This is a genomic window from Rhodococcus sp. DMU2021, assembly GCF_019641445.1.
GTDB lineage: Bacteria > Actinomycetota > Actinomycetes > Mycobacteriales > Mycobacteriaceae > Rhodococcus > Rhodococcus pyridinivorans.
Map to the genome: position 1 here is coordinate 1 of NZ_JAIFKB010000032.1, position 20,647 is coordinate 20,647.

Here is a 20,647-nt window from a genome sequence, read left to right on the forward strand (position 1 = left end):
CGCCGGCGACGTCAGCTCCGGCTCGGCAGATTGACGCCTGTCGAGTTCGAGACCATCATGACCACACCAGCCACACAGGCTGCGTGACCGAATCTGTCACCGGATCGTGCAGCAGTCCCAGACGATCGGAGGAGGCGATATACGCCAATCGGATGAACCTAACGCAATGCCGCTCCAGACCTCAGGTTTCGTGCCGGCTCCGTCTCACTGCCTGATCGATCCTGCCCACGCTCCGGTACATGCATTCAGCGGAGTGTTCGCTAAAATCTGTTCACTCCAGTGACACGCGCGTTCTCTCGAAGGACACGCCGAGTGATCGCGTCGCATCGGCGCTGCGCTATCAAAGTCGAGCTGCGTTGCTTCCAGCGGACAGCCACCCGCCCGCGGCAGCGTCTCGACCGAAATCGCCGGCTGCGACGAACCGCAGGCACGTCCGCTTCGACTCCACGCACCGATCCGGGAAGCAGCCACCACGACGCCGACCCGGGCGCGGCGGGGGCAGCAGAAGCCATGAACCACACCGGCAGTAAGGTCGAGACCACGGTGTTGGTGATTGCTGGCCGCAGCATCGACATCGACACCGCGATCGCGAAGGCCCATGCCTATCCGGCAGTGACCGTGGCCCGCTACGACCTGCCCGGACCCGGACCCGCCGCGGTGATCACCGCCGACGAGATCGCCCGCACCCACAAGGTGCGTTCCCGCATCAGCCACGCCCAACGCGACTGGTTCATCCGTACCGCGGAGTTGGGCAGTAGCGGCCCCCGGACCCGATGGACGGGGACTGTAGTGCACCCGACGGAAACCTACCGACCACGATCACGAAGGTGGACTTTCGGTGTTGCCGGGTCAACTCCGGTGTCCACCGGACCGAGTCCAAACGGGCGCGGATATCGGCGAGCATCGTATTCCCTCAAGTATTCGGACCTATCGACGAACCCTCCGATCGGGATTCTGCCTGGTCGGTCTGGTCGGTGTGCAGTTCGGTGCGCACCGACCGCGCCGACGTCCAGATGGCATGGTCGATCTCCCATGCGGTGACCCGTCGGCCAAGTACGCTGGTGACCTTGGTGGCGAGCTCGGAGAGCAGGGTGCGGGCGGTAACAGCCTCGACGTCGGCGCCGTGGCGGGCCAGCCATCGCAGCACCATACGGTCGGGTTTGATGGTGTCTTCGTCGCCGACGAGCATCCACAGATAGCCGCGGCGCACCCCGAAGCCACCTTCACCGGGAACGGCCCGCAACGCGGTCTCCACCGTGTCGAGCCGCTGCGGTTCGTCGAGCAGGACACGAGCATCGTCGAGTGTCCGGATCCCGTGCTCGTGCAGGATTGTCGCGTACTGCAGCACCGCTTCGGCCTTGAGAATGCCCCCGCGCGATGAGGTGCGCTGCCGATTGTTCGTCACCGCCAGCAGCGCATCGACGCTGTCGTAGCGATCCAGGAACGCCTCGAGCGGCAAAGGGTCGACCAGATCGGTGACCGGTGGTGGCACGGACGGCGTCTCGATGCCGGCATCGGCGGCGACCCGGCGCACCACCGGCAGCACGTGACGGTCGTAGTGGGCACCGATGCTGTAGACCGCATCGACGATGCACAGACTCAGACTCAGCCACTGCCACCGACGCGGACGCAGGTCGAGACCACACACGGCCTCGATCAACGGCGGCAGATCAGCAGCGGCGGACATGAGTGCACCGTAATCGATCTGGGCGACATACAAGGCGTGCATCGGCCCTTCGACCCTGCACCGGCGTCGCGATCACCGGCAGCGAACCCGACCGGAACTCGCTCAAAACTCAGGCGGTCGAACTGGCAGCGACCGCTGCGCAGCAGGCGCAGACTCGCACCGGATAAGGGGGCCACGACCGGTGGACCTGTCGGACCACGCGATCAACCGAGCCTCGCGAGCACCCGCAGGACTATCCGCAGGTCGTGATCACCGCATACGGGTTAGCTCAGGGTAGAGCGCACATCTACCGTCGCGCGGAACCAACGGGCCAAGTACTTATCGGCCATCAACTCCGAATGAGCTTCGACGTAGCCGACGAACCAGCCGGACAGGCCGTCCCAGATTCTGTGGTCCCCGGGAGCGGTCAGGCTCCAGCCGAGCTCGTCGAGGGTCCAGTGCGCTTTGGCGGAGTTGCGCAACATCGAGGTGCTCACCCAGTTCGGTTCCGCATCGACGCCGCCGCGGGCGACCGGCACCAGATGGTCGATGGTCGGGAACAGCTCCCAGAACGCGAAGTGCGACTGCGACATCTGCCAGTTCGGATGCGCCGGGAACTCGTCCGGCAGGATCAGTGACAGCGTGCGCAGGGCAGCTGGGTGCACGAGCTTGGTGCCGCTGTAGCGATCGAGGAAGCCGTCCCGGTAGAACACGCGCAGGCATTGACGGTCGGTGTACTGCCGTGAGTTCTTCGCTACCGGGGTGAAGGGATACTCGCTGCGCAGAATCTGCCGGCCCTGCTCGAGATCATCGGCATCGATCGCGGCCACGGTGCGAGCGAGAATATCGGCCTTGTCGCCCTCGACGAGAGCAGGATCCGGAACCGTTTCGGCAGATGGGGATTCAGGGGTCGACACATCTGCGATCGTAGAGTCCCTTTCGGCTACCCGTTACCCGTCCTCCTGCGCATCCAGTGGGAGGTGCCAGTGAGCGCGATGGGCATGAGGCCAGCACGCGGGTCATGTCCGCGATCGGGCATCTCACCTACCGGCCCGGATCGCTTCCGCGTTCCGCTCCGGAATGACAGTGAGCGAACAACCCGACCGCAGCGACAGTGAACATCCGCAGGTTCGAAGAGCGTGAGAACAAGACCGGACTCGTGTATCCGCTGATTCGGCTTGCCGGACACGAGGACAAACGAACGAGATTCATGCTGCCCGCCCGATCACCGCAACCGAATCCGGACCCCTTCGGAGAACAACGTCAACGAATCCTCGAACAACAGATAGTCCGGTTCCGCTCCACTCATCTCAAAGTAGAGCTCCCCGGAGGCCGCTTCCCCAGGGTTCAGGGTCGGGTAGGCAAGAGGTGAGAGCGTGTTGACAGTCGGGCTGAAGCGACGCTCCTGCGAGTCGAACGCATCGAGGTCACCGAACCGGAACACCCGGGGACCCGTACCGATATTGGTCACCGTGATCTCGGCAGTCGAGTTGTTCCACGAGTGCACGACGATCTCGAAACTACCGTCGCGCAGCGGCACACCCAGATCGGTGGCAGGTTCGACGGCCGTGGTCTCAGGCGGGGGCGCGAGGGTCGAGGTGTCCACGGTCTCGGGCGGCACGGGGGGCGCCGTGGTCTCGGGCGGGGCTGCAGGCTCACTGCTGGTGTCCTCGGCGCGGACAGAGGCTTCGGTGTCGTCGCTGCCTTCGACGAAGATGCCGCCGATCATGATGACCAGAATGGTCGCTAGTACCGCTCCTAGCAGAAGAGAGTGCCCACGTCCCCACGACGAAGTCGAGTTCTGCAATGTCGGTGACTCTGGTTCCGGCACCGGTTCGGTCCGGATGCGGGTGTTGGACGTCCATTGCTGTCCGTCCCAGTACCGCAATACCGTCGGGTCGTGAGGGTCGGGCCGCCACCCGGGAGTCGAGTCGTTCATCGGGCGCGTGCCTTTCTTCCATGGAGATCGATGTACGAGCAGTACCGATGATCTTCAGGTCATCTATACATGTGGTCCTTGAGCGGGTGCTGCTGCTGGGTGCAGTCGTCCGCGCCGCATCACCCGCGAGGTGATGTCCTGCTCGGCTACCCGGTTCTGGTCACCAGGCGAACGACGGGTCCGACGATGGCGACGAGGACGAGAACAGCAAGAACCCAACCCACCGTCGGAACTTTGATGACGGCGATGACGACCAACGATGCGGCCGCCATGACGATCAATGCCCAGATGAACTGGCGCTTCCATCGGTCGAGCGGTCTGCGCCGGTACCACTGTGTCGCTGTCTCGGATCGAGGTGCGATCCGCCCACCGAGTTTGAATTCGAACAACGCGATTCCTGTGCTGTCGGCGAATGCTCGTGCAGCCCGGGTGTATCCGCCGTAGGAGAAGTGCACCCACTGAGCGTTGCCCTTCTTCAGGTACACCGTCTCGTGGAGCTGCCGGAGATGATGCTCGTCGATCGGTGTCGGGGTGGTCGTTCCGCGCCCGACGACATCGTGGCCGTCGATGTGGAACAGATCGTCGGTGTTGCCTCGGCGGGTGCTGACCCGATCGAATCCCATGTCCTGCATGTGGGCACTGACCGGCTCATACATCTCGCGGCGACTGAGAGCAGGTTTCACCGCGACTCACTATCTCGGGGCATAGCGCAGGAGACTATCTGATGTTCTGACATGCCTGGCCGGACGCAGTCCGATCGTGGCGTCAGCGGTCATGCCTCGATCTGTGTACCCGGATGCTGGCTGTTGACCAACGGGCTCTGTTCCCAGGAGAACTGTTTTGCCTTCTGTCCTGCCCAGAATGCCGGGGTGTTCTTGTAGCCGACGTTGACACGGCGGGCGACCACAAAGTGACCGGCAAGGTGATGCCCGGCAGCGTCGAGTGCATACGCGGCGCTGTTGATACGGGCACCGGTGGTGCACACGTCGTCTACGAGTAGGACCCGCCGGGTGGGGCCGTCCACGGAGACGAATCCGTCAGTGGACGGCTTGTTGAACGACAACGTTCCTGATCCACGGCGTAGCAGGGTTACTACGGGAACCTGCAGTGGCAGGTCTCGAAGGATGGTCTCGAGTGGGTGTGGGCCCGTCCGACTAGACGAGGGGACGACCGTGATCACGTCAACCGAACTTCGTGCTTGTATGCGCGCACCGTGTTCGTACAGGAACCTGGCGATCAGTGCTTTGACGACGTCGACGTACTCGGGGATAAAGGGTTCACTTTCGTCGATACGGCCCTTGTAGCAGGTCAGCCATTCGCGTAGCTGTGATGGCTTGTTGTACAACGAGATCATGTCCAGCGGTGGTGCTGGCACGCCTAGGGTCTTCCTATTCTTCGCGCAGTTCCAGCATTCCCCAGTCGTCCATTCCGTCCACGTGCGACAGCGCCAGCAGGTTTCAGGCTGACCATCGGTGGGAGGCGGTACCAATTCGGGGATTGCCTTCTCGGACAATTCCCAAAGATGCGGATCGATGTGCTCGATCACTGGTCGATCCCGTCGAGCGTGCGCCGAACCTCCTCAGCGCTGGTGATAAAGGAAGCTTTGCCGCCGTCGGCGAGCTTCTGCGCCCAATCTTGGTGTTCGAGGGCGGGTGACCACATCAGGACTGGTCGGCCGTATCCGATGGCTTGCTCGATCTCGTGTCGGCTGCCGCTACGGGACTCACCGGACATGATGATGCTGATATCGCTGAGGCCGGCGATCACGTGATTGCGGCGCAGGAACGAGGTGCGAGTTCTCGGGGCATACGGCGCGAACTGCGATACCAACACCCCGTTCTTGCGTATCCGGTGAGCCAGATCGATGTTCTGCTCGGGGTAGATGCGGGTGATACCGGTCCCCATCACAGCGACGGTGGCTCCGTCCGCTGCCAGTGCTCCTTCGTGTGCGGCGGCGTCAACGCCGAGGGCCAAACCGGACACGATCGTCGTTCCGGTGGCCGCGAGATCTGCGGCCAGCTCGTGGGTGTCACGGATGACTTCTGTACCGGCGGATCTGCTACCGATGATTGCTACGGAGGAGGATTCACGGTCCAGGGCTGCGGTGGCGAACAATATCGGAGGTGCGTCCCAGCACTCGGCAAGCCGTGCCGGGTAGCCCGGGGCATCGCAGGTGTCCGAGGACAGGAGGGGCCGGGCGACGCCATCCCTGGCCAAAATGTCGATCTGCTTGTGCCAGTATTCGATTCGCGCGTGATCTAGGCTGTCATGGAGGTATCGGACCAGCTCAGAATCCGACGATCTATTGCTCGGATCCAGGAGACTCGGATCCAGCAGAGCGCGGAACTGGGCGGGGTCGCGCAAAATGTAGGTGAGATCGCTGGGCTGTGCCGGGAGCAGCTCGAGAGAAGCCACCACGATCGCGGCCTGCCGCAGGTTGTCATCCTCCATGACAGTCATGGTACGAGGGCTGTACGACACGCATCACGAAGTGGATTGTGACTCGTACATGGCCTGCTTGATCAGGGATTTTGCGGCGCGGGCGGTGATGGTCGGGTCGGCATCGTTGAGCCTCTCCCACGTCGCGCGCTCGGTGGCACGGCTGCCGATAGTTGGAGGGTTGCCCCTGTGAGCTTCCCAGTACTCACGTGCGGCGCCACCGGCGGCGGCGATAGGAATCACCGCGACCCGTCGATCTGCCGCCCAACCGATCTCCTCGGCGGTTCGTGCGCCCCCACGGATGGCAACGAGCGCCCGACAGTCGTCCAGGACACTTGTGACGAGTTCCTTGCGCGGGAGATCGGAGTAAATGGAGGTCCCGACTCTCTCTGGCGGCACCACAGGGGGTTCGTCCTTCCCACGAAAATGGATCATAAGTTTGCTGGGGTCGTAGGTCCCTTCCTTCCGCCGCATCCGCGCGACGTCCCGCGAGGTGTACCAGCCGGCCGGGCCACCGAGGCTGGCGATTGTCCATGTCGATTCATCGACGAGGGTGGCAGCGAGCGCTGCGCACCAGGGGCCCAAGATCTCTTCGTCTTGCTCCGGCGTTGCGTTTTCGATTCTGCTGCTGCCCGAGACGAACAGGTGTGGCGGGCGGGTACGCAGCACCAGCTCGGCGAGCAGATCAGGGATCTCGTCGTGATCGTTGATCTCGCAGACGGTGACGCCGCTGTTCTCGAGGTCGGCGGCCTGGAGTCGATACCGGCGTAGGTCTTCCGGTGTGTCATCGGCACCATTAGGGGGTTTCATCACGGCGATGTGGCGGTCGGCGGATGCGGTCCCCAGGGTGCGGGCAAGGCGGAGGAGTATCTCGATGTTGGGGTCGGTGAAACTGAATCCCAGGAAGAGCATGGTGCGGCTCATGTACGACGATCGGAGCACGGTCCAAGTGCGAGGATGCGCCAGTTCGTAGCGTTCGTAATCGGTACGTGTGATGACAGGCTGGAGTTCCCACTTATTACGGTCGTCGATGCTGCCGTGCATCTTGATGATCGCTCGCCGGCGCGAGGCAATGTTATGAACGTGGTTCTCTCCAGCCACGACGACGGCCTCGGGAATGGCAGTTTCCAGCAATCGGTCGTAGTTGGTAGTCCAAATCTCCTTGATGTCGAGACGTCGCAGATCCCGGTGGCTCGATGTCGGTTCGGGTGGAATCTCGATCATGGTAGTGAGGATGTGGGTCTCCAGCGCGTCGCGGCCGCCGTTTCCACGGTCCAGTGCGATGTACTCGGCGACCAACGGCAGATCGGCGTGGCCCGGAATATCACAGCGATCTTGCATCGGCTTCAGTAGTGAACCCCAGTCCGGATACCCAGCAGCCCGCGAGAGGCCCGCGCCCACAAAGACGGCGGCATTCCCGGACAGGATCGCCTGTCCATACGTCTCGACAAGTTTGGCGCGTGTGATCGTCACACCCCGTATTGTGCCAATCAGAGGGAGCGCGCCCCGTGTGCGCACGAGATCCCGGGGCGGGGGCAGTCCCCGATTCCCGCCACTCTCCGGGACTTACCCCTATCCCTGCAGTCGACTGGGGTCGACATCTTTGAATCCGCTCTGGTACCCGGCATGACCGGCGTGACCGGGATACCCCGGATAACCAGCGTACCCAGGGTATCCGGGGTATCCCGGGTATCCGCGATAGGGTTGAAACGTGCGGTGCAGAAGCCGATTACCTACCACCGTCCCCAAGTACTTCCCCTTCTTGTCGACGGCATCGGCATCCCCCAGGGGAACCATCCGATCCACTTTCCGCGCTTGTCAAAGAGGAACTTGTCCCCTTCCATCCGCCGGAACGCAATCGGTGAACCACCGATATCGAAATAGAAAATGGCCATGCTCATCCCTTCAGAACCATCTCGGCAACTGGAGCATCTCAGACACTTCCGACATATGCCCTCCAGGATGCAGACTCCTGCACGTCTGGCGGATGAATCCGCTCGGCCCACGTCACGAACCTCGTCATTCCATGCACGCCGTGCCCGCTACCCAAAGGTTCCCGAGCCCAGAACGATAAAAGTGATGTGTGACATTCTTCGCCCCGCAAACGATCACATCTGTAAGGCGACAACGCAGGGGAGAGTGACAGGACGGTGGCAGCTTCATCACCGGTAGGGATGCCGGTGCGGCTCGAGGATCTCGACCGTGGCCAGGTGCTTCGTGGTGTGCAACCCGGTCCCGTCACCTTGGTCGATGTCGACCGGCACGGCCCGGACGCGGTGACGGTGACCTTCAAGGACACCGCTGGCGGTCTGGGTCAACAATTGCTCTATCGGACCGATGAGGAACGGCTGCGGATCGAGACACCGCAGGCCCGGTGGTCGTTCGATGCCGATCCGGCCGAGTTCCGCCTCGCCGCCGAAGCACTTCGCATCCGCATGGCCGGCCTGCACGATCCGATGGTGGCGGTCTCCTCCAGCGCGGTCGATCCGTTGCCGCACCAGATCCGTGCCGTCTACGGCGAACTGCTGCCCCGCACCCCACTGCGGTTCGTCCTTGCCGACGACCCCGGCGCCGGCAAGACGATCATGGCCGGGCTCTACGCGAAAGAACTGATGCTGCGCGGGGACCTGACCCGCATGTTGATCGTCGCTCCCGGTTCGCTGGTCGAGCAGTGGCAGGACGAGCTGGCCACCAAGTTCGGTATCGACGCGCAGCTGCTCTCGCGCGAGATGATCGCCTCGAGCCCGGACGCGAACCCCTTCGAACGGTATCCGCTGCTGATCGCTCGGATGGACCAGCTCGCCCGCAACGACGACCTGCTCGCCTTGCTCGACACCAGCGAGTGGGATCTGGTGGTCGTCGACGAGGCACACCGGATGTCGGCGACCTGGTACGGCGGCGAACTCGACGTCACCCGCCGCTACCAGCTCGGCCAGCGCCTCGGGCAGATCACCCGGCACCTGCTGCTGATGACCGCCACCCCCCACAACGGCAACGAAACCAGCTTCCAGGCGTTCATGGCGCTGCTCGATCCCGACCGGTTCGAAGGCGAATACCGCTCCGGAGCGCACACCACCGACACCTCCGGGCTGATGCGCCGCATGGTCAAAGAAGAACTGCTCACCTTCGACGGCACCCCACTGTTCCCCGAACGCATCGCCGAGACCGTGCCGTACACCCTCTCCGCCGGCGAACGCCAGCTCTACGACGAGGTCACCCGCTACGTCCGCGAGGAGATGAACCGCGCCGACCGTCTCGGCGCCGACAACCCCCGCGCTCGCACCGTCGGATTCGCCCTGACCGTGCTGCAACGGCGCCTGGCGTCCTCCCCGCACGCGATCGTCCGGTCGCTGCAACGCCGCCGCGAACGCCTCGGCACCAAACGCCGCGACCTGCTCACCCCCACCCCGACGAGTCGGGTCGATGACCTCGCCCTGACCGGGATCGACTTCGACGATCCGGACGAGTACGACGCCGGCGAACGCGAAGAGATGGAAGAGCAGGTCGTCGACGCCGCCACCGCAGCGCAAACCGTCGCCGAACTCGACATCGAAATCGCCCGCCTCGGGGTGCTCGTCGCCCTTGCCGAGCAGGTCCGCGACTCCGGTGAGGACCGCAAATGGGCCGAACTACGCTCGCTGCTGCTGGACCGGAATCTGCTGCGCGACGCCCGAGGTGCCCCGCGCAAACTGATCGTGTTCACCGAACACCGCGACACCCTGGACTATCTCACCGCCCAGATCCGCAACATCCTCGGCCGCGAAGACGCGGTGGTCACCATTCATGGCGGCACCCGCCGCGAAGACCGCCGTACGATCCGCGAACAGTTCACCCACAACCCCGACACCCAGGTGCTCATCGCCACCGATGCCGCCGGGGAAGGGCTGAACCTGCAGGCCGCCCACCTGATGATCAACTACGACCTGCCGTGGAACCCCAACCGGCTCGAGCAGCGCTTCGGCCGGATCCACCGCATCGGCCAACGCCACACCTGCCGACTGTGGAATCTCGTCGCCGACGGCACCCGCGAAGGCCACGTGTTCACCCGGCTGCTCGAGAAGATGGAAACCCAGCGTCGCGCCTACGGCGGCCGGCTGTTCGACGTCCTCGGCGACGCCTTCACCGACCGACCGCTACGCACCTTGCTGCTCGACGCGATCCGCTACGGCGACGACCCGGCCCGCCTTGCCGCCCTCGACCAGGTCGTCGACACCGAAGTCTCCCGCGGCCTGGACACCCTGCTCGAAGAACGCGCCCTTGCCCACGAAGCCCTGGCTCCCCACGAACTCGACCGGCTCCGCCGCGAAATGGACGAAGCCCGCGCCCGCCGGCTGCAACCGCACTACATCGCCGCGTTCTTCCACGACGCGTTCCCCCGGCTCGGAGGCCGCCTGCCTCGCCGGGAAGCCGGACGGTTCGAAATCACCCACGTCCCCGCGACGGTGCGAGCCCGGCAACGCCCCGGCGCGGCGGTGCCGATCGTCTCCCGCTATCAGCGGGTCACCTTCGATCCCGACCGCATCGACCTGGGCGAGCCCACCGCACCACGCGCCGAACTCCTCGCCCCCGGCCACCCGCTGCTCGACACAGTCCTCGACGCCACCATCGAAACCCACCAGCAGGCACTGGAAACCGGAACCGTGCTGTTCGACCCGCACGACCCGGCCGAACACCCCCGGCTGATCGTGGCCGTGACCGGCGAGATCAGCAACGGCACCGGCGTAGTGGTGTCCAAACGCTTCGACTTCATCACCCTCACCCCCGACGGCACCGCCACCCTGTGCGGGCCGGCGCCCTATCTGGACCTACAGCCTCTTCCCGCCGAGGCACGCACCATCGCCGACGAGGCCCTCGGCCACAGCTGGCTCGCCGGCGGGGTCGAGCAACTCGCCGCCACCTGGGCGATCACCCACGCCCAACCCGAACATCTCGGCCAGGTCAAAGACCGCGTCCTGCCGCTGCTGGACAAAACCCGTAGCGCAGTCCACAAACGCCTCACCCAGCAGATCAACTATCTCGACAGCGAAGCGGCCCGCCTACGCGATGTCCTGGCCACCCGCACCCAGGGCCGGCACGCCAAACCCCGGCACAGTCCCGAGCGACTCGAGGCCCGTGCCCGTGACCTCGAAGCCCGCCTCACCGCCCGCACCACCGAACTCGACCTGCAATCCCGCCTGGCAGCCAAACCCCCGCAGATCGCCGGCGCGGTGCTGGTCATTCCTGCTGGGATGCTGCCCGGTACCCCCGCCCAGCATGCGAAGGACACCGCCCGGATCGAGCGCCGCGCTGTCGACAAGGTCCTCGCCGCCGAACACGCCCTGGGACGTATCCCGGAGGAGATGCCGCACAACAACAAGGGCTACGACATCCGCTCCATCGACCCGCAGGACGGACACTACGTGTTCATCGAGGTCAAAGGCCGCATCGAAGGCGCCGAGGACTTCACCGTCACCTTCAACGAAGTCCTCTACGGAAAGAACGTCCCCGACCGCCACCGCCTGGCCATGGTCTCGGTCAGCGACCGCGGTCCCGACCACGACCAGCTGCGGTATGTGCACGAACCGTTCCGCCGCATCGAACTCGGTGACCTCGCCGCCACCGAGGTACGTCTGGACTGGGCGAAGACCTGGGCAAAAGGTGGACCGCCCGCCTAGCAGACCTCACACCAGATCGGGTCGGCACCAGCACCGAATCCCAACAGCATCGACCACTACTGTTTGTCGTACCGCACTCCAGCAGCACCGCGTAAATAGAGAAGGACCCACCTCGTGACCGCCGACACCACCGCAGTTCCTCGTCGCAAGCTCATCGAGGTCGCGCTCCCGCTCGAAAAGATCAACGCCGAATCGGCCCGCGAGAAATCAATCCGCCACGGCCACCCCTCCACCCTGCACCTGTGGTGGGCGCGCCGCCCCTTGGCCGCCGCCCGAGCCGTGCTCTTCGCCCAACTCGTCGACGACCCGTCCTCATTTCCCGACCGGTTCCCTACTGATGAGGCCGTCGCCAAGGAACGCAAACGCCTCCACGAGATCATCGAACAGTTGGTGGTGTGGGAGAACGCCGGTGACGAAAATCTGCTGCGACGTGCTCGTGAGGAGATCCTCGCCTCCACCGACGGGAACCCGCCGCCCATCCTCGACCCTTTTGCGGGTGGCGGCACCATCCCCTTGGAGGCCCAGCGCCTCGGTCTCGAAGCCCACGCCTCGGACCTCAATCCGGTCGCAGTGTTGATTAACAAAGCTCTGATCGAGATCCCGCCGAAGTTTGCCGGACGGCCCCCGGTGTTTCCCGGGGCTGCGGATGCTCAGATCAACACCTGGCCCCGGGCAACGGGACTTGCCGAGGACGTTCGCCGCTACGGACAGTGGATGCGCGACGAAGCCGAAAAACGTATCGGGCGTCTCTATCCGAAGGCGCAGTTGCCGGACGGATCGGAAGCGACAGTCATCGCGTGGATCTGGGCTCGCACCGTCACCTGTCCCAACCCTGCATGCAGCATTGCGATGCCACTCGTCCGATCATGGTGGCTCGGCAAGAAGAAGAATAAGGAAGCCTACGTTGTTCCCTCTGTCCTCAACGGCAAGGTCGAATTCAGCATCGGTCATGATCCGAAGAAGGCACCCACCAAGGACACGGACGGCACAGTTGGGCGCACTGGTGCCGTATGCGTCGGATGTGGTGCGGCAGTCGAACTGAAATATATCCGTGCAGAAGGACGCGCCGGACGAATGGGCACGAAGCTCATGGCGACCGTAGCAGAGGGAGAACGCACCCGAATCTACCTGGAACCAACGTCAGAGCATGAGGAGGCGGCCCAGGTAGACCGCCCTATCGATGTGCCTGACGGGGACTTGGCCAAGAACACGCGAGATTTTAAGACACCTAACTATGGGATTACGTCATTCGTCGACCTGTTCACGTCCCGTCAGCTCACCGCGCTCGCTACCTTCAGCGATCTTGTCGGCGAAGCTCGCGAACGTGTTCTAGAAGATGCACTTGCTGCAGGGATGCCCGAGGGTGAGACTCTGGAAAAGGGAGGAATTGGAGCAGCAGCATATGCGGATGCGGTAGCAACCTACTTAGGGTTCTCGGTCAGTCGTCTCGCAGACTACGGATCTTCTATCTCGACCTGGATGCCGGATCCAAAGAACGAAGGAATTCGGAATACCTTTGCCCGGCAGGCAATTCCGATGACTTGGGACTTTGCTGAGGCGAACCCACTGAGCAGTGCATCTGGAAATTTTTGGTTTATGATCCGAGGGATCGGGCGCACGCTGGATGTTGCTGTCACGCGTTCCCACTCTGGATCTGCGCTACAGCGCAACGCAGCAGACCGGGAATACAATAACTTTCTAATTTCCACAGATCCGCCGTACTACGACAACATTGGTTACTCAGATTTGTCTGATTTCTTTTACGTATGGCTGCGTCGATCTATTAAATCTATTCATCCTGAAGTATTATCGACGATGTTGGTTCCCAAGTCGGAGGAGTTGGTCGCCAACCCGTACCGGCACAATGGTAAATCTGGTGCTCATAAATTCTTTGAGGAAGGATTCCGGGAAGTATTTCGCCGTGCTCGAGAAACGGCTCTTCCGGATTATCCTACCGCCGTCTACTACGCGTTCAAACAGCAGAGCAGCGATGACCATGGTGAAGCATCGACAGGCTGGGAAACTCTGTTGGAGGGAATGATCCGTTCCGGTTGGTCCATCGTCGCAACCTGGCCATTGCGCAGCGAACGAGGTGGCCGAATGATCAGCGTGGGGACCAACGCGCTTGCTTCGTCGATTGTCCTTGCGTTGAAGCCTCGGCCAGTGGATGCCTCGACCACCGATCGTCGGGGATTCATCAATGCCTTGAAAGCCGAACTACCCGGCGCCTTGCGTGAATTGCAGCAGGGCGCGATTGCCCCCGTTGATCTTCCACAAGCTGCCATCGGTCCCGGGATGGCAGTCTTTTCCCGCTTCTCGGGGGTGCTGGCTGATGACGGTTCGAAGATGACGGTTCGCGCTGCATTGGCGCGTATCAATGAAATTCTCGACGAGGTGCTTGTCGAGCAGGAAGGCGACTTCGATCCCGACACGCGTTTCGCGATCGCATGGTTTCGGCAGTACGGTTTCGACGCCGGTGCGTTCGGTGATGCCGATAACATGGCCCGAGCCCGCAATGCCTCCCTTGAGCATCTTGAGCGATCCGGAATCCTCACCAGTCGTGCAGGAAAGGTCGCGCTGCTGTCTCCTGTTGCGCTAGCCGAGATGTATGCGGACAAAGAGTACGACCCTGCTACCGACCTGCATATAAGCGCATGGGAAGTCGTGATGCATTTGTCTCGTGCACTCACGGAAAAAGGCGTGCCTGCTGCCGCGGCACTGTTATCCAGGGTGCCGGAGTCGATCGATCGAGACCTGTGCAAGGAGTTAGCGTTCTTGCTGTTCACCATCGCAGAAGACATCAAGCGCACCCAGGTTGCGATCGAGTTCAACTCCCTCGGTACGGCGTGGAACGACATCGTTGCCGAGTCCCGCACCGCTTCGACCCAGCTGATGCTGGACGCCTAGGAGAACATCGTTATGGCTGTGAGCAATCGCGACCGGATCGGACGGGTCTTTGAGCTCCTGGGCCCCGCGCTCGATGAGTTCCACACCTACGTGCTGGGAAAGCAACTCCCGGAAGGCGGGGATTGGACGGCCCTGTTAGCGCTGCGGGACAAGACCAAGAGTTCTGGTGTGTCCAAGACCTATACCTATGTACGCACCGACCCGCAGAACGGCCTGCGGATGATCACCGAACAGATCCCCAACCAGGTCCGCAAAGGCTGGTACCCGTTCACCGACCATCTCTCACGCACCGAACAATCCTGGGCGACAGAACTCAAGGACGTGCGCAATACGTGGGCGCACAACGGATCTTTCACCGCCGACGACGCCTACCGCGCTCTGGACACCGCCGAGCGTTTTCTGCGGGCGATCGGCGCCCCGGATCAGGCTGAAGAAACCCGCCGCTCAAGGATCGAGCTGATGCGTCTGAGCTCAGAAAAGCAGGACCGCAAGGTCGTCAAGACCTCTGCGGCCGCTGAGATCGGCGCCGACGGTCTCGAACCGTGGCGGCTGGTACTGAGCCCTCACGAGGATGTGCAGAGCGGCAACTTCCATGCCGCCGAGTTCGCCGCCGACCTGGCAATGGTCTCCCGCGGGGAGGGCGACCCCGAATACACCGATCCGGTGGAGTTCTTCGCCCGCACCTATCTGACCGAGGGTCTGAAGGACCTCCTGATCCCGGCGATGCGGCGCCTGTCCGGCGATCCGAACGAGGCCCCGATCATCAACCTTCAGACCAACTTCGGTGGTGGAAAAACCCACTCCATGCTGGCCGTGTGGCATCTGGCTTCCGGTCGACCCTTGGTCGACTATCCGCAGGAAGTACAGGATCTGCTCGCAGGCACCGAGCTCCCCACCGCCCGCCGCGTCGCCCTAGTCGGTACCCAGATCAAGGCCGGCGCGGTGAAGATGATGCCCGACGGCACCCGAATCAACACCATCGGCGGACTGCTGGCCTGGCACCTCGGCGGCGCCGAAGGCTATGCCATGGTCGCCGAGTCCGACGCCAACCGTCTCAACCCCGGCGGGGAAGCGCTGCGTGAACTGTTCACCCGATTCGGACCCGCGGTGATCCTCATCGACGAGTGGGTCGCCTACGCGCGCCTGCTGTTCGGCCACGACGAACTACCCGACGGCACCTTCGACGCCCAGTTCACCTTCGCCCAAGCTCTGACCGAGGCAGCCAAGGCTGTTCCCGGCACCCTGGTGCTCATCTCCATTCCAGCCTCGGCGGAGATGAAGGACGGCGAGTACGTCGGCGACGAAGAAGAAGTCGGCGGACAGAACGGCCGTGAAGCACTGAAGATGCTGCGCAAGGCCATCGGCCGCGTTGCCGACCAGTGGCGCGCCGCCAATGCCGAGGAAAGTTTCCACATCGTTCGCCGACGGTTGTTCGAAACCCCCGACAGCATCGCTCTGGCGAAGATCAACGCCACCGCCAAGGCGATGGTGGCGTTCTACGTCAAGAACAGCAACGACTTCCCCCGCGAAGTCCGCGAACTCGACTACGAAGAACGGATCCGCCGCAGCTACCCCATCCACCCCGAGTTGTTCGACCGGCTCTACCAGGACTGGTCCACACTCGAACGCTTCCAGCGCACCCGCGGTGTGCTTCGGCTCATGAACGTCATAGTCGGTCAGCTCTGGCGCGAGAACGACACCGCACCGCTGATCATGCCCGGTTCGGTCCCGTTGCGGGCCGACAAAGTCGTCACCGAACTGACCCAGTACCTCGACGACCAGTGGAAGGCTCTGATCGATACCGACGTCGACGGTCCGAACTCCGCTCCTGCCCAGGTCGACAACACCAACCAGCTACTCGGTCAGCGTCTGACCACCCAACGACTGGCCCGCACCGTCTTCATGGGTGCCACGCCGACGTTGACCTCAGCGCACAAGGGTCTGGACAAGCAGCGGATTTTCCTCGGTACGGCCCTGCCGGGGGATGTACCGGGCAACTTCCATTCGGCGCTCAACCACCTGGCCAATACCGCCACCTACTTCTACAATTCGGGGTCGTTGTACTGGTACGACACCCAGGCGAACACCACCCGCACCGCTCGGGATCATGCCGAACGCCTCCACAAAGAGGAGGTATGGGCCGAAGTAGTGCGCAGGCTCCAGGATCATCGCAGGACGGCCACGGATGGCTTCGTCGGCGTGCACGTCGCCCCCGAGTCCTCGGCGGACGTGCCGGATGTACAGGAAGCACGGCTCGTGATCGTGCCACCTGCGTATCTGCATAACCGCAAAGCAAAAGCAGACTCGCCGGCGGCGATCTGGGCGCGAGAGGTTGTGGAGTACCGAGGTAGCGCCGCTCGGACGCACCGCAACATGGTTGCCTTCCTCGCTGCCGACGACGCTCGCTGGGGCGAACTCGACAGTGCCGTTCGTGACTTTCTGGCCTGGTCTTACATCCGCGACAATGCCGACAAAGATCTGAACCTGACCGCCACCCAGCGTCAGCAGGCTGTCGATCGAGTCGCCACCCACAATCAGGCCGTCGCCGACCGACTTCTGCAGACCTACCACTGGGTACTCGTCCCCACTCAAGACGATCCCACCAGGCCGCTCGAAATCGAAGCGTTCAAAGCCGACGGAACAACCACCGATCTGGCCGCTAGAGCAGCAGCGAAGCTACGCAACGAATCGCTGCTCGCCTTGCAGCGCAGCGCCAGCCTGATCCGCCACGACTTGGCTGGCAGATTAAAGGCGGCGTGGGATCGTGACGGGCACATCAGCTTCGGCCAGTTGTGGAACTACTACACTACCTACCCGTATCTGGGACGATTGCGTGATCGCACCGTTCTTGAGAACGGTGTGCTGTCGGTAGTTGACGAGCTGCACTGGCAGCAAACAGGATTCGCGCTGGCTGCAGATTGGGACGGGCAGAATTACCTCGGACTGTTGCTGCCCTCAGACCAGGTGACCCCGCCTCAGGTCACGGACGCGCTGTTGCTGGTGCAGCCTGCCCGTGCTGAGGCTCAACGCGAACGCGAACTGGCCGAGTACCAGGCGAATCAGGACGAAATCACCTCTCAGCATGGTGGCAATGACCATACTGGCGGCGGCGATCCCTTGTCCTCGACAAGCGGTGCCAGGGTTCAGCCCACCTCAGGTACACGCACCGGCGGATCGTCGGGGGCGGGTGAAGGCATTGCCGTTCCGAAGACACGATTCTTCGGTTCTACCGAGCTGCATCCGGACTTCTACGCCCGTGACTTCAACAAGATCACCAACGAGATCATTCAACACCTAGCCGCCGCCGAGGGTGTCCACCTCGAAGTGCGGGTCGAAATCACCGCCACCACCCCGAACGGATTCGACGAGAACAAAATCCGCACGGTCAGCGAGAACGCCACCGTCCTCAAATTCGACCAGGCCGGATTCGAAACGGACTGATCAATCGCCTACAGCGATGCTGTCGAGGTAGCGCTGCACTAGTACAGGAGTAGTACTGGAACGGTACGGAAGTGGTACAGTTCGTGGTGCCCGAGACAGTAGTCGAGGGAAGCGGTTCGTGTAGGAGGTCTCCGGAGCGTAAGTACCCCTCGGGGCAGCTCCATCAGGTGGTTTCCAGCCTTGCGCGCCCATCACACGTAGCGAAGGCCCTCTCCATCCGGAGAGGGCCTTCGCGTATCTCAGAGGGTAATGACCTCGATGCGGTGCTCGATCTTGCGGCGGATGGACCCACCCCGACCCCATGCCCACGCGTGGACGTCGGGAAGCCACAGCAACGGATTGTTCGGACGATCGTGAAGGTACTCGAACGGGGCCTGCGGACCTACCGCCTGCCGGATCACCCGATTGTCTTCCCGATCTTGATCGCATGACTCGATGACCACACGACTTGCCGACAGCTCCACCAAATCGTGAGCCGCTGCAGTGAGCGTGAGGTCCCGCGCCTCGCGTTCGGAAAGCTTGCGTGACTTGACCACATACAGGCGACTGTTGGCGTTCAACTTCGCGACCTCGGTCACGATCTTGGGCGCTGTCTTTCTGTCCACGGACTTCATGTGGATTCGACTGCTCCCCTTGGGACACAGCTCTCTCATCCGTTTGCGCATCTCGTCGACGCCGGACGGTACGACGGTCACAGCGCAGAGGATGTAGTCGTCGCGCTTGGACTCGTCAACAAAGACATGCACGGCCCGCCCCCACATCCTCGGAAGGTGCCATCACGTCAGGCTCCTTCAGTGGAGGAACCGCACACGATATCGCGGATGACCGCGAGCTTTTCCTGAGCATCGGACGAGCCCACGGAACGCAACATCGCATCCCCACGTTCACTGGGAGTCAGGACAGCGCTCACCACATCGGCGATGGGGGTGCCGAGCAGGTAGAGGCGGACTTCGTCGTCCTGATTGGGCGGCAACTCGGCAGGAAGGTGCCCGATCCCGTGGGAGGCCAGGGCTCGGCTGATGGCGGACCGGACGTGGATCCCTAGTCGTCCCGCGTCCTGGATCCGCTTCAGCGTTTCCATCGTCGTGGTGTAGACGCCGGCGTCCACCACCGCCGCTCGCAACTCGCTATAACTGTCCATGATTTAGTCCTAATGATTAAACAACAATCCAAACTAATCCCATGATAGCGGAAGCTGGCGGGGACGGGAGGGGTGTGCTGTTTGACGATCCCCAACCAGCATGGTTTCGAGCGCAGGACCCAGAGCGGCGGTGCCACCCCATCGCACCGGGATAGAGGTCTCTGTTCTCTGCACCAGTCAGCTCGTGGACGATCTGACACCACTGATCCTGGTCGCGAGCTCGATGAGCAGGGTGTGGGCGAAGGCGGCATCGATATCGGTACCGCAGCGGCCAGCCAGCCGAGCACCATCTGATTAGGTTTGACGGTGTTCTCGTCGCCGTCAACGTCTCGTAGGCTCACCACGTGCTTAAGCTCCTCGTTGACACCTCAACCTGGCTGGACCTCGCCAAGCGCCGCGACGGACAAAAGATGATCTACACCATGACGGAGCTAATCCGTGACGGTGAGCTTCGGCTTCTGGTCCCGCCTGTGGTTATTGAAGAGTTCTCCAGAAACCGTCCTCGGGTGGAGTCTTCGATTACAACTAGCCTGGCCGACAGACTCCGTTCGTTACGAAGGGAGGTTAGGGAGTACGGTGGTGGCGCTCACGCTGAGACGCATGACGCACTTGGTGAACTTGCACATCACGCTCCGCTCATAGGCGCGATGACGACCCGCAATTTTGACGATATCGAGGAGATTCTAAAGGCCGGAGTTACTTTGAACTCCACTGATAACGAACGAATGAATGTCGTCCAACGAGGGCTTGAAAAACGCGCGCCATTCCATAAAGGCAAGAATAGTGTCGCAGACGCGCTTATCATTGAAGGTTACGCAACTGCTGTGGCAGAAGTAGACCTATTGCAAGACCCGCACGCATTCGTGACCACCAATCATGAAGATTTTTCAGTCTCCAACGGTGACCGAAGACTGCCCCACCCAGACCTGGCTGGAATGTTTGCAACCGAAGGCTCGGATTATCGACTTGGGGTAGACGGTTTGCTTGAAGCTCTTTCTGATTATTTCGGTGAGGACCATCTATCCGATATTAACCAACACTATGAATTTCATGAAGACCCCCGGCGATTGGACGAGATTATATCGGCAGAAAATGATCTCTTTGATCGAATTTGGTACCATCGCAGTCTTCAAGCGGATATCAGGTGGCGAAGAGACGGAAATGCCGCCAAACTGAAACGTGAGCAGGAAATTGCAGGGCCAGCGCGCACGCGGATTGAAGAGAAGTTTGAAGGCAAGGACATGCTCGGGCCCTACAGTGATTTTGAGCTTGGGATGTTGAATGGCAAGCTCTCCGCCCTGAGGTGGGTCCTCGGCAGTGAATGGGATTTTCTGGACACTTAGAGCGTCCGGCAAATGATGAGCCCGCCCAACGCAGGGAACGTTCCGGCGTGTCGATACAGGTAGAGGCACGGGTACCGAGTCGATCATGTGATTGCTGAAGTCCCACGATCACCCGGA

At 62.3% G+C, this 20,647-nt stretch carries 13 protein-coding genes and 1 pseudogene; 4 read left to right on the forward strand and 10 right to left on the reverse strand.

Features of this window, described 5'->3' with window-relative positions:
- Positions 1-913: 913 nt before the first annotated feature.
- The 8 genes and pseudogenes from K3M35_RS24075 to K3M35_RS24110 all read right to left on the reverse strand — a co-directional run bounded on the left by K3M35_RS24075 (position 914) and on the right by K3M35_RS24110 (position 7,517).
- Positions 914-1,687, reverse strand: a complete 774-nt coding sequence (locus K3M35_RS24075; RefSeq protein ID WP_220667108.1) for a hypothetical protein — start codon at positions 1,685-1,687, stop codon at positions 914-916.
- Positions 1,688-1,950: 263 nt separating this feature from the next.
- Positions 1,951-2,583 (reverse strand): HNH endonuclease, encoded by a 633-nt coding sequence (locus K3M35_RS24080; RefSeq protein ID WP_220667109.1) that lies wholly within the window; start codon positions 2,581-2,583, stop codon positions 1,951-1,953.
- A gap of 308 nt (positions 2,584-2,891) precedes the next feature.
- Positions 2,892-3,395, reverse strand: a complete 504-nt coding sequence (locus tag K3M35_RS24085) for a DUF4352 domain-containing protein (protein ID WP_220667116.1) — start codon at positions 3,393-3,395, stop codon at positions 2,892-2,894.
- A gap of 108 nt (positions 3,396-3,503) precedes the next feature.
- Positions 3,504-3,605 (reverse strand): annotated as a pseudogene (locus tag K3M35_RS24090) (DUF2510 domain-containing protein); the annotation flags it as partial.
- Between the two features lie 146 nt (positions 3,606-3,751).
- A complete protein-coding gene (locus K3M35_RS24095) occupies positions 3,752-4,288 on the reverse strand; it encodes a hypothetical protein (RefSeq protein ID WP_220667110.1) in 537 nt (178 codons plus the stop codon).
- Positions 4,289-4,377: 89 nt separating this feature from the next.
- Complete coding sequence (locus tag K3M35_RS24100) at positions 4,378-5,151, reverse strand: ComF family protein (protein WP_220667111.1); 774 nt, start codon at positions 5,149-5,151, stop codon at positions 4,378-4,380.
- Complete coding sequence (locus tag K3M35_RS24105; protein WP_220667112.1) at positions 5,148-6,056, reverse strand: DNA-processing protein DprA; 909 nt, start codon at positions 6,054-6,056, stop codon at positions 5,148-5,150. Before K3M35_RS24105 ends, K3M35_RS24100 begins: the two co-directional genes overlap by 4 nt.
- A 33-nt stretch (positions 6,057-6,089) precedes the next feature.
- The gene (locus K3M35_RS24110; protein ID WP_308257116.1) at positions 6,090-7,517 is read right to left on the reverse strand and encodes an SIR2 family protein; all 1,428 of its coding nucleotides are present in this window, start codon (positions 7,515-7,517) and stop codon (positions 6,090-6,092) included.
- A gap of 701 nt (positions 7,518-8,218) precedes the next feature.
- Between K3M35_RS24110 and K3M35_RS24115 the strand changes: the two genes are divergently transcribed.
- The 3 genes from K3M35_RS24115 (at position 8,219) to K3M35_RS24125 (ending at position 18,046) form a co-directional block, all read left to right on the forward strand.
- Positions 8,219-11,698 (forward strand): helicase-related protein, encoded by a 3,480-nt coding sequence (locus tag K3M35_RS24115; protein WP_220667118.1) that lies wholly within the window; start codon positions 8,219-8,221, stop codon positions 11,696-11,698.
- A 114-nt stretch (positions 11,699-11,812) separates the two neighbouring features.
- A complete protein-coding gene (locus K3M35_RS24120; RefSeq protein ID WP_220667113.1) occupies positions 11,813-14,605 on the forward strand; it encodes a DUF1156 domain-containing protein in 2,793 nt (930 codons plus the stop codon).
- A gap of 12 nt (positions 14,606-14,617) precedes the next feature.
- Positions 14,618-18,046 carry a Swt1 family HEPN domain-containing protein gene (locus K3M35_RS24125; RefSeq protein WP_220667114.1) on the forward strand — a complete coding sequence of 1,143 codons (3,429 nt, stop codon included), beginning with the start codon at positions 14,618-14,620 and terminating at the stop codon, positions 18,044-18,046.
- 239 nt (positions 18,047-18,285) lie between these two features.
- On the opposite strand, the gene K3M35_RS24130 is transcribed toward K3M35_RS24125, so the two are convergent.
- The gene (locus K3M35_RS24130; RefSeq protein WP_308257117.1) at positions 18,286-18,741 is read right to left on the reverse strand and encodes a hypothetical protein; all 456 of its coding nucleotides are present in this window, start codon (positions 18,739-18,741) and stop codon (positions 18,286-18,288) included.
- An 86-nt stretch (positions 18,742-18,827) separates the two neighbouring features.
- The gene (locus K3M35_RS24135) at positions 18,828-19,187 is read right to left on the reverse strand and encodes a hypothetical protein (RefSeq protein WP_039584627.1); all 360 of its coding nucleotides are present in this window, start codon (positions 19,185-19,187) and stop codon (positions 18,828-18,830) included.
- Positions 19,188-19,531: 344 nt separating this feature from the next.
- Here K3M35_RS24135 and K3M35_RS24140 point away from each other — a divergent pair, with 344 nt between their 5' ends.
- Positions 19,532-20,530, forward strand: coding sequence for a PIN domain-containing protein (locus tag K3M35_RS24140; RefSeq protein WP_220667115.1), 999 nt, complete (start codon positions 19,532-19,534; stop codon positions 20,528-20,530).
- The last annotated feature ends 117 nt before the right edge of the window (positions 20,531-20,647 follow it).

Excerpts from the sequence above, each read along its gene's own strand:
- K3M35_RS24125 (WP_220667114.1), top strand. The coding sequence starts at position 14,618 with ATGGCTGTGAGCAATCGCGACCGGATCGGACGGGTCTTTGAGCTCCTG.
- K3M35_RS24135 (WP_039584627.1), bottom strand. The coding sequence starts at position 19,187 with ATGGACAGTTATAGCGAGTTGCGAGCGGCGGTGGTGGACGCCGGCGTC.
- K3M35_RS24085 (WP_220667116.1), bottom strand. The coding sequence starts at position 3,395 with ATGATCGGCGGCATCTTCGTCGAAGGCAGCGACGACACCGAAGCCTCT.
- K3M35_RS24075 (WP_220667108.1), bottom strand. The coding sequence starts at position 1,687 with ATGTCCGCCGCTGCTGATCTGCCGCCGTTGATCGAGGCCGTGTGTGGT.
- K3M35_RS24115 (WP_220667118.1), top strand. The coding sequence starts at position 8,219 with ATGCCGGTGCGGCTCGAGGATCTCGACCGTGGCCAGGTGCTTCGTGGT.
- K3M35_RS24105 (WP_220667112.1), bottom strand. The coding sequence starts at position 6,056 with ATGGAGGATGACAACCTGCGGCAGGCCGCGATCGTGGTGGCTTCTCTC.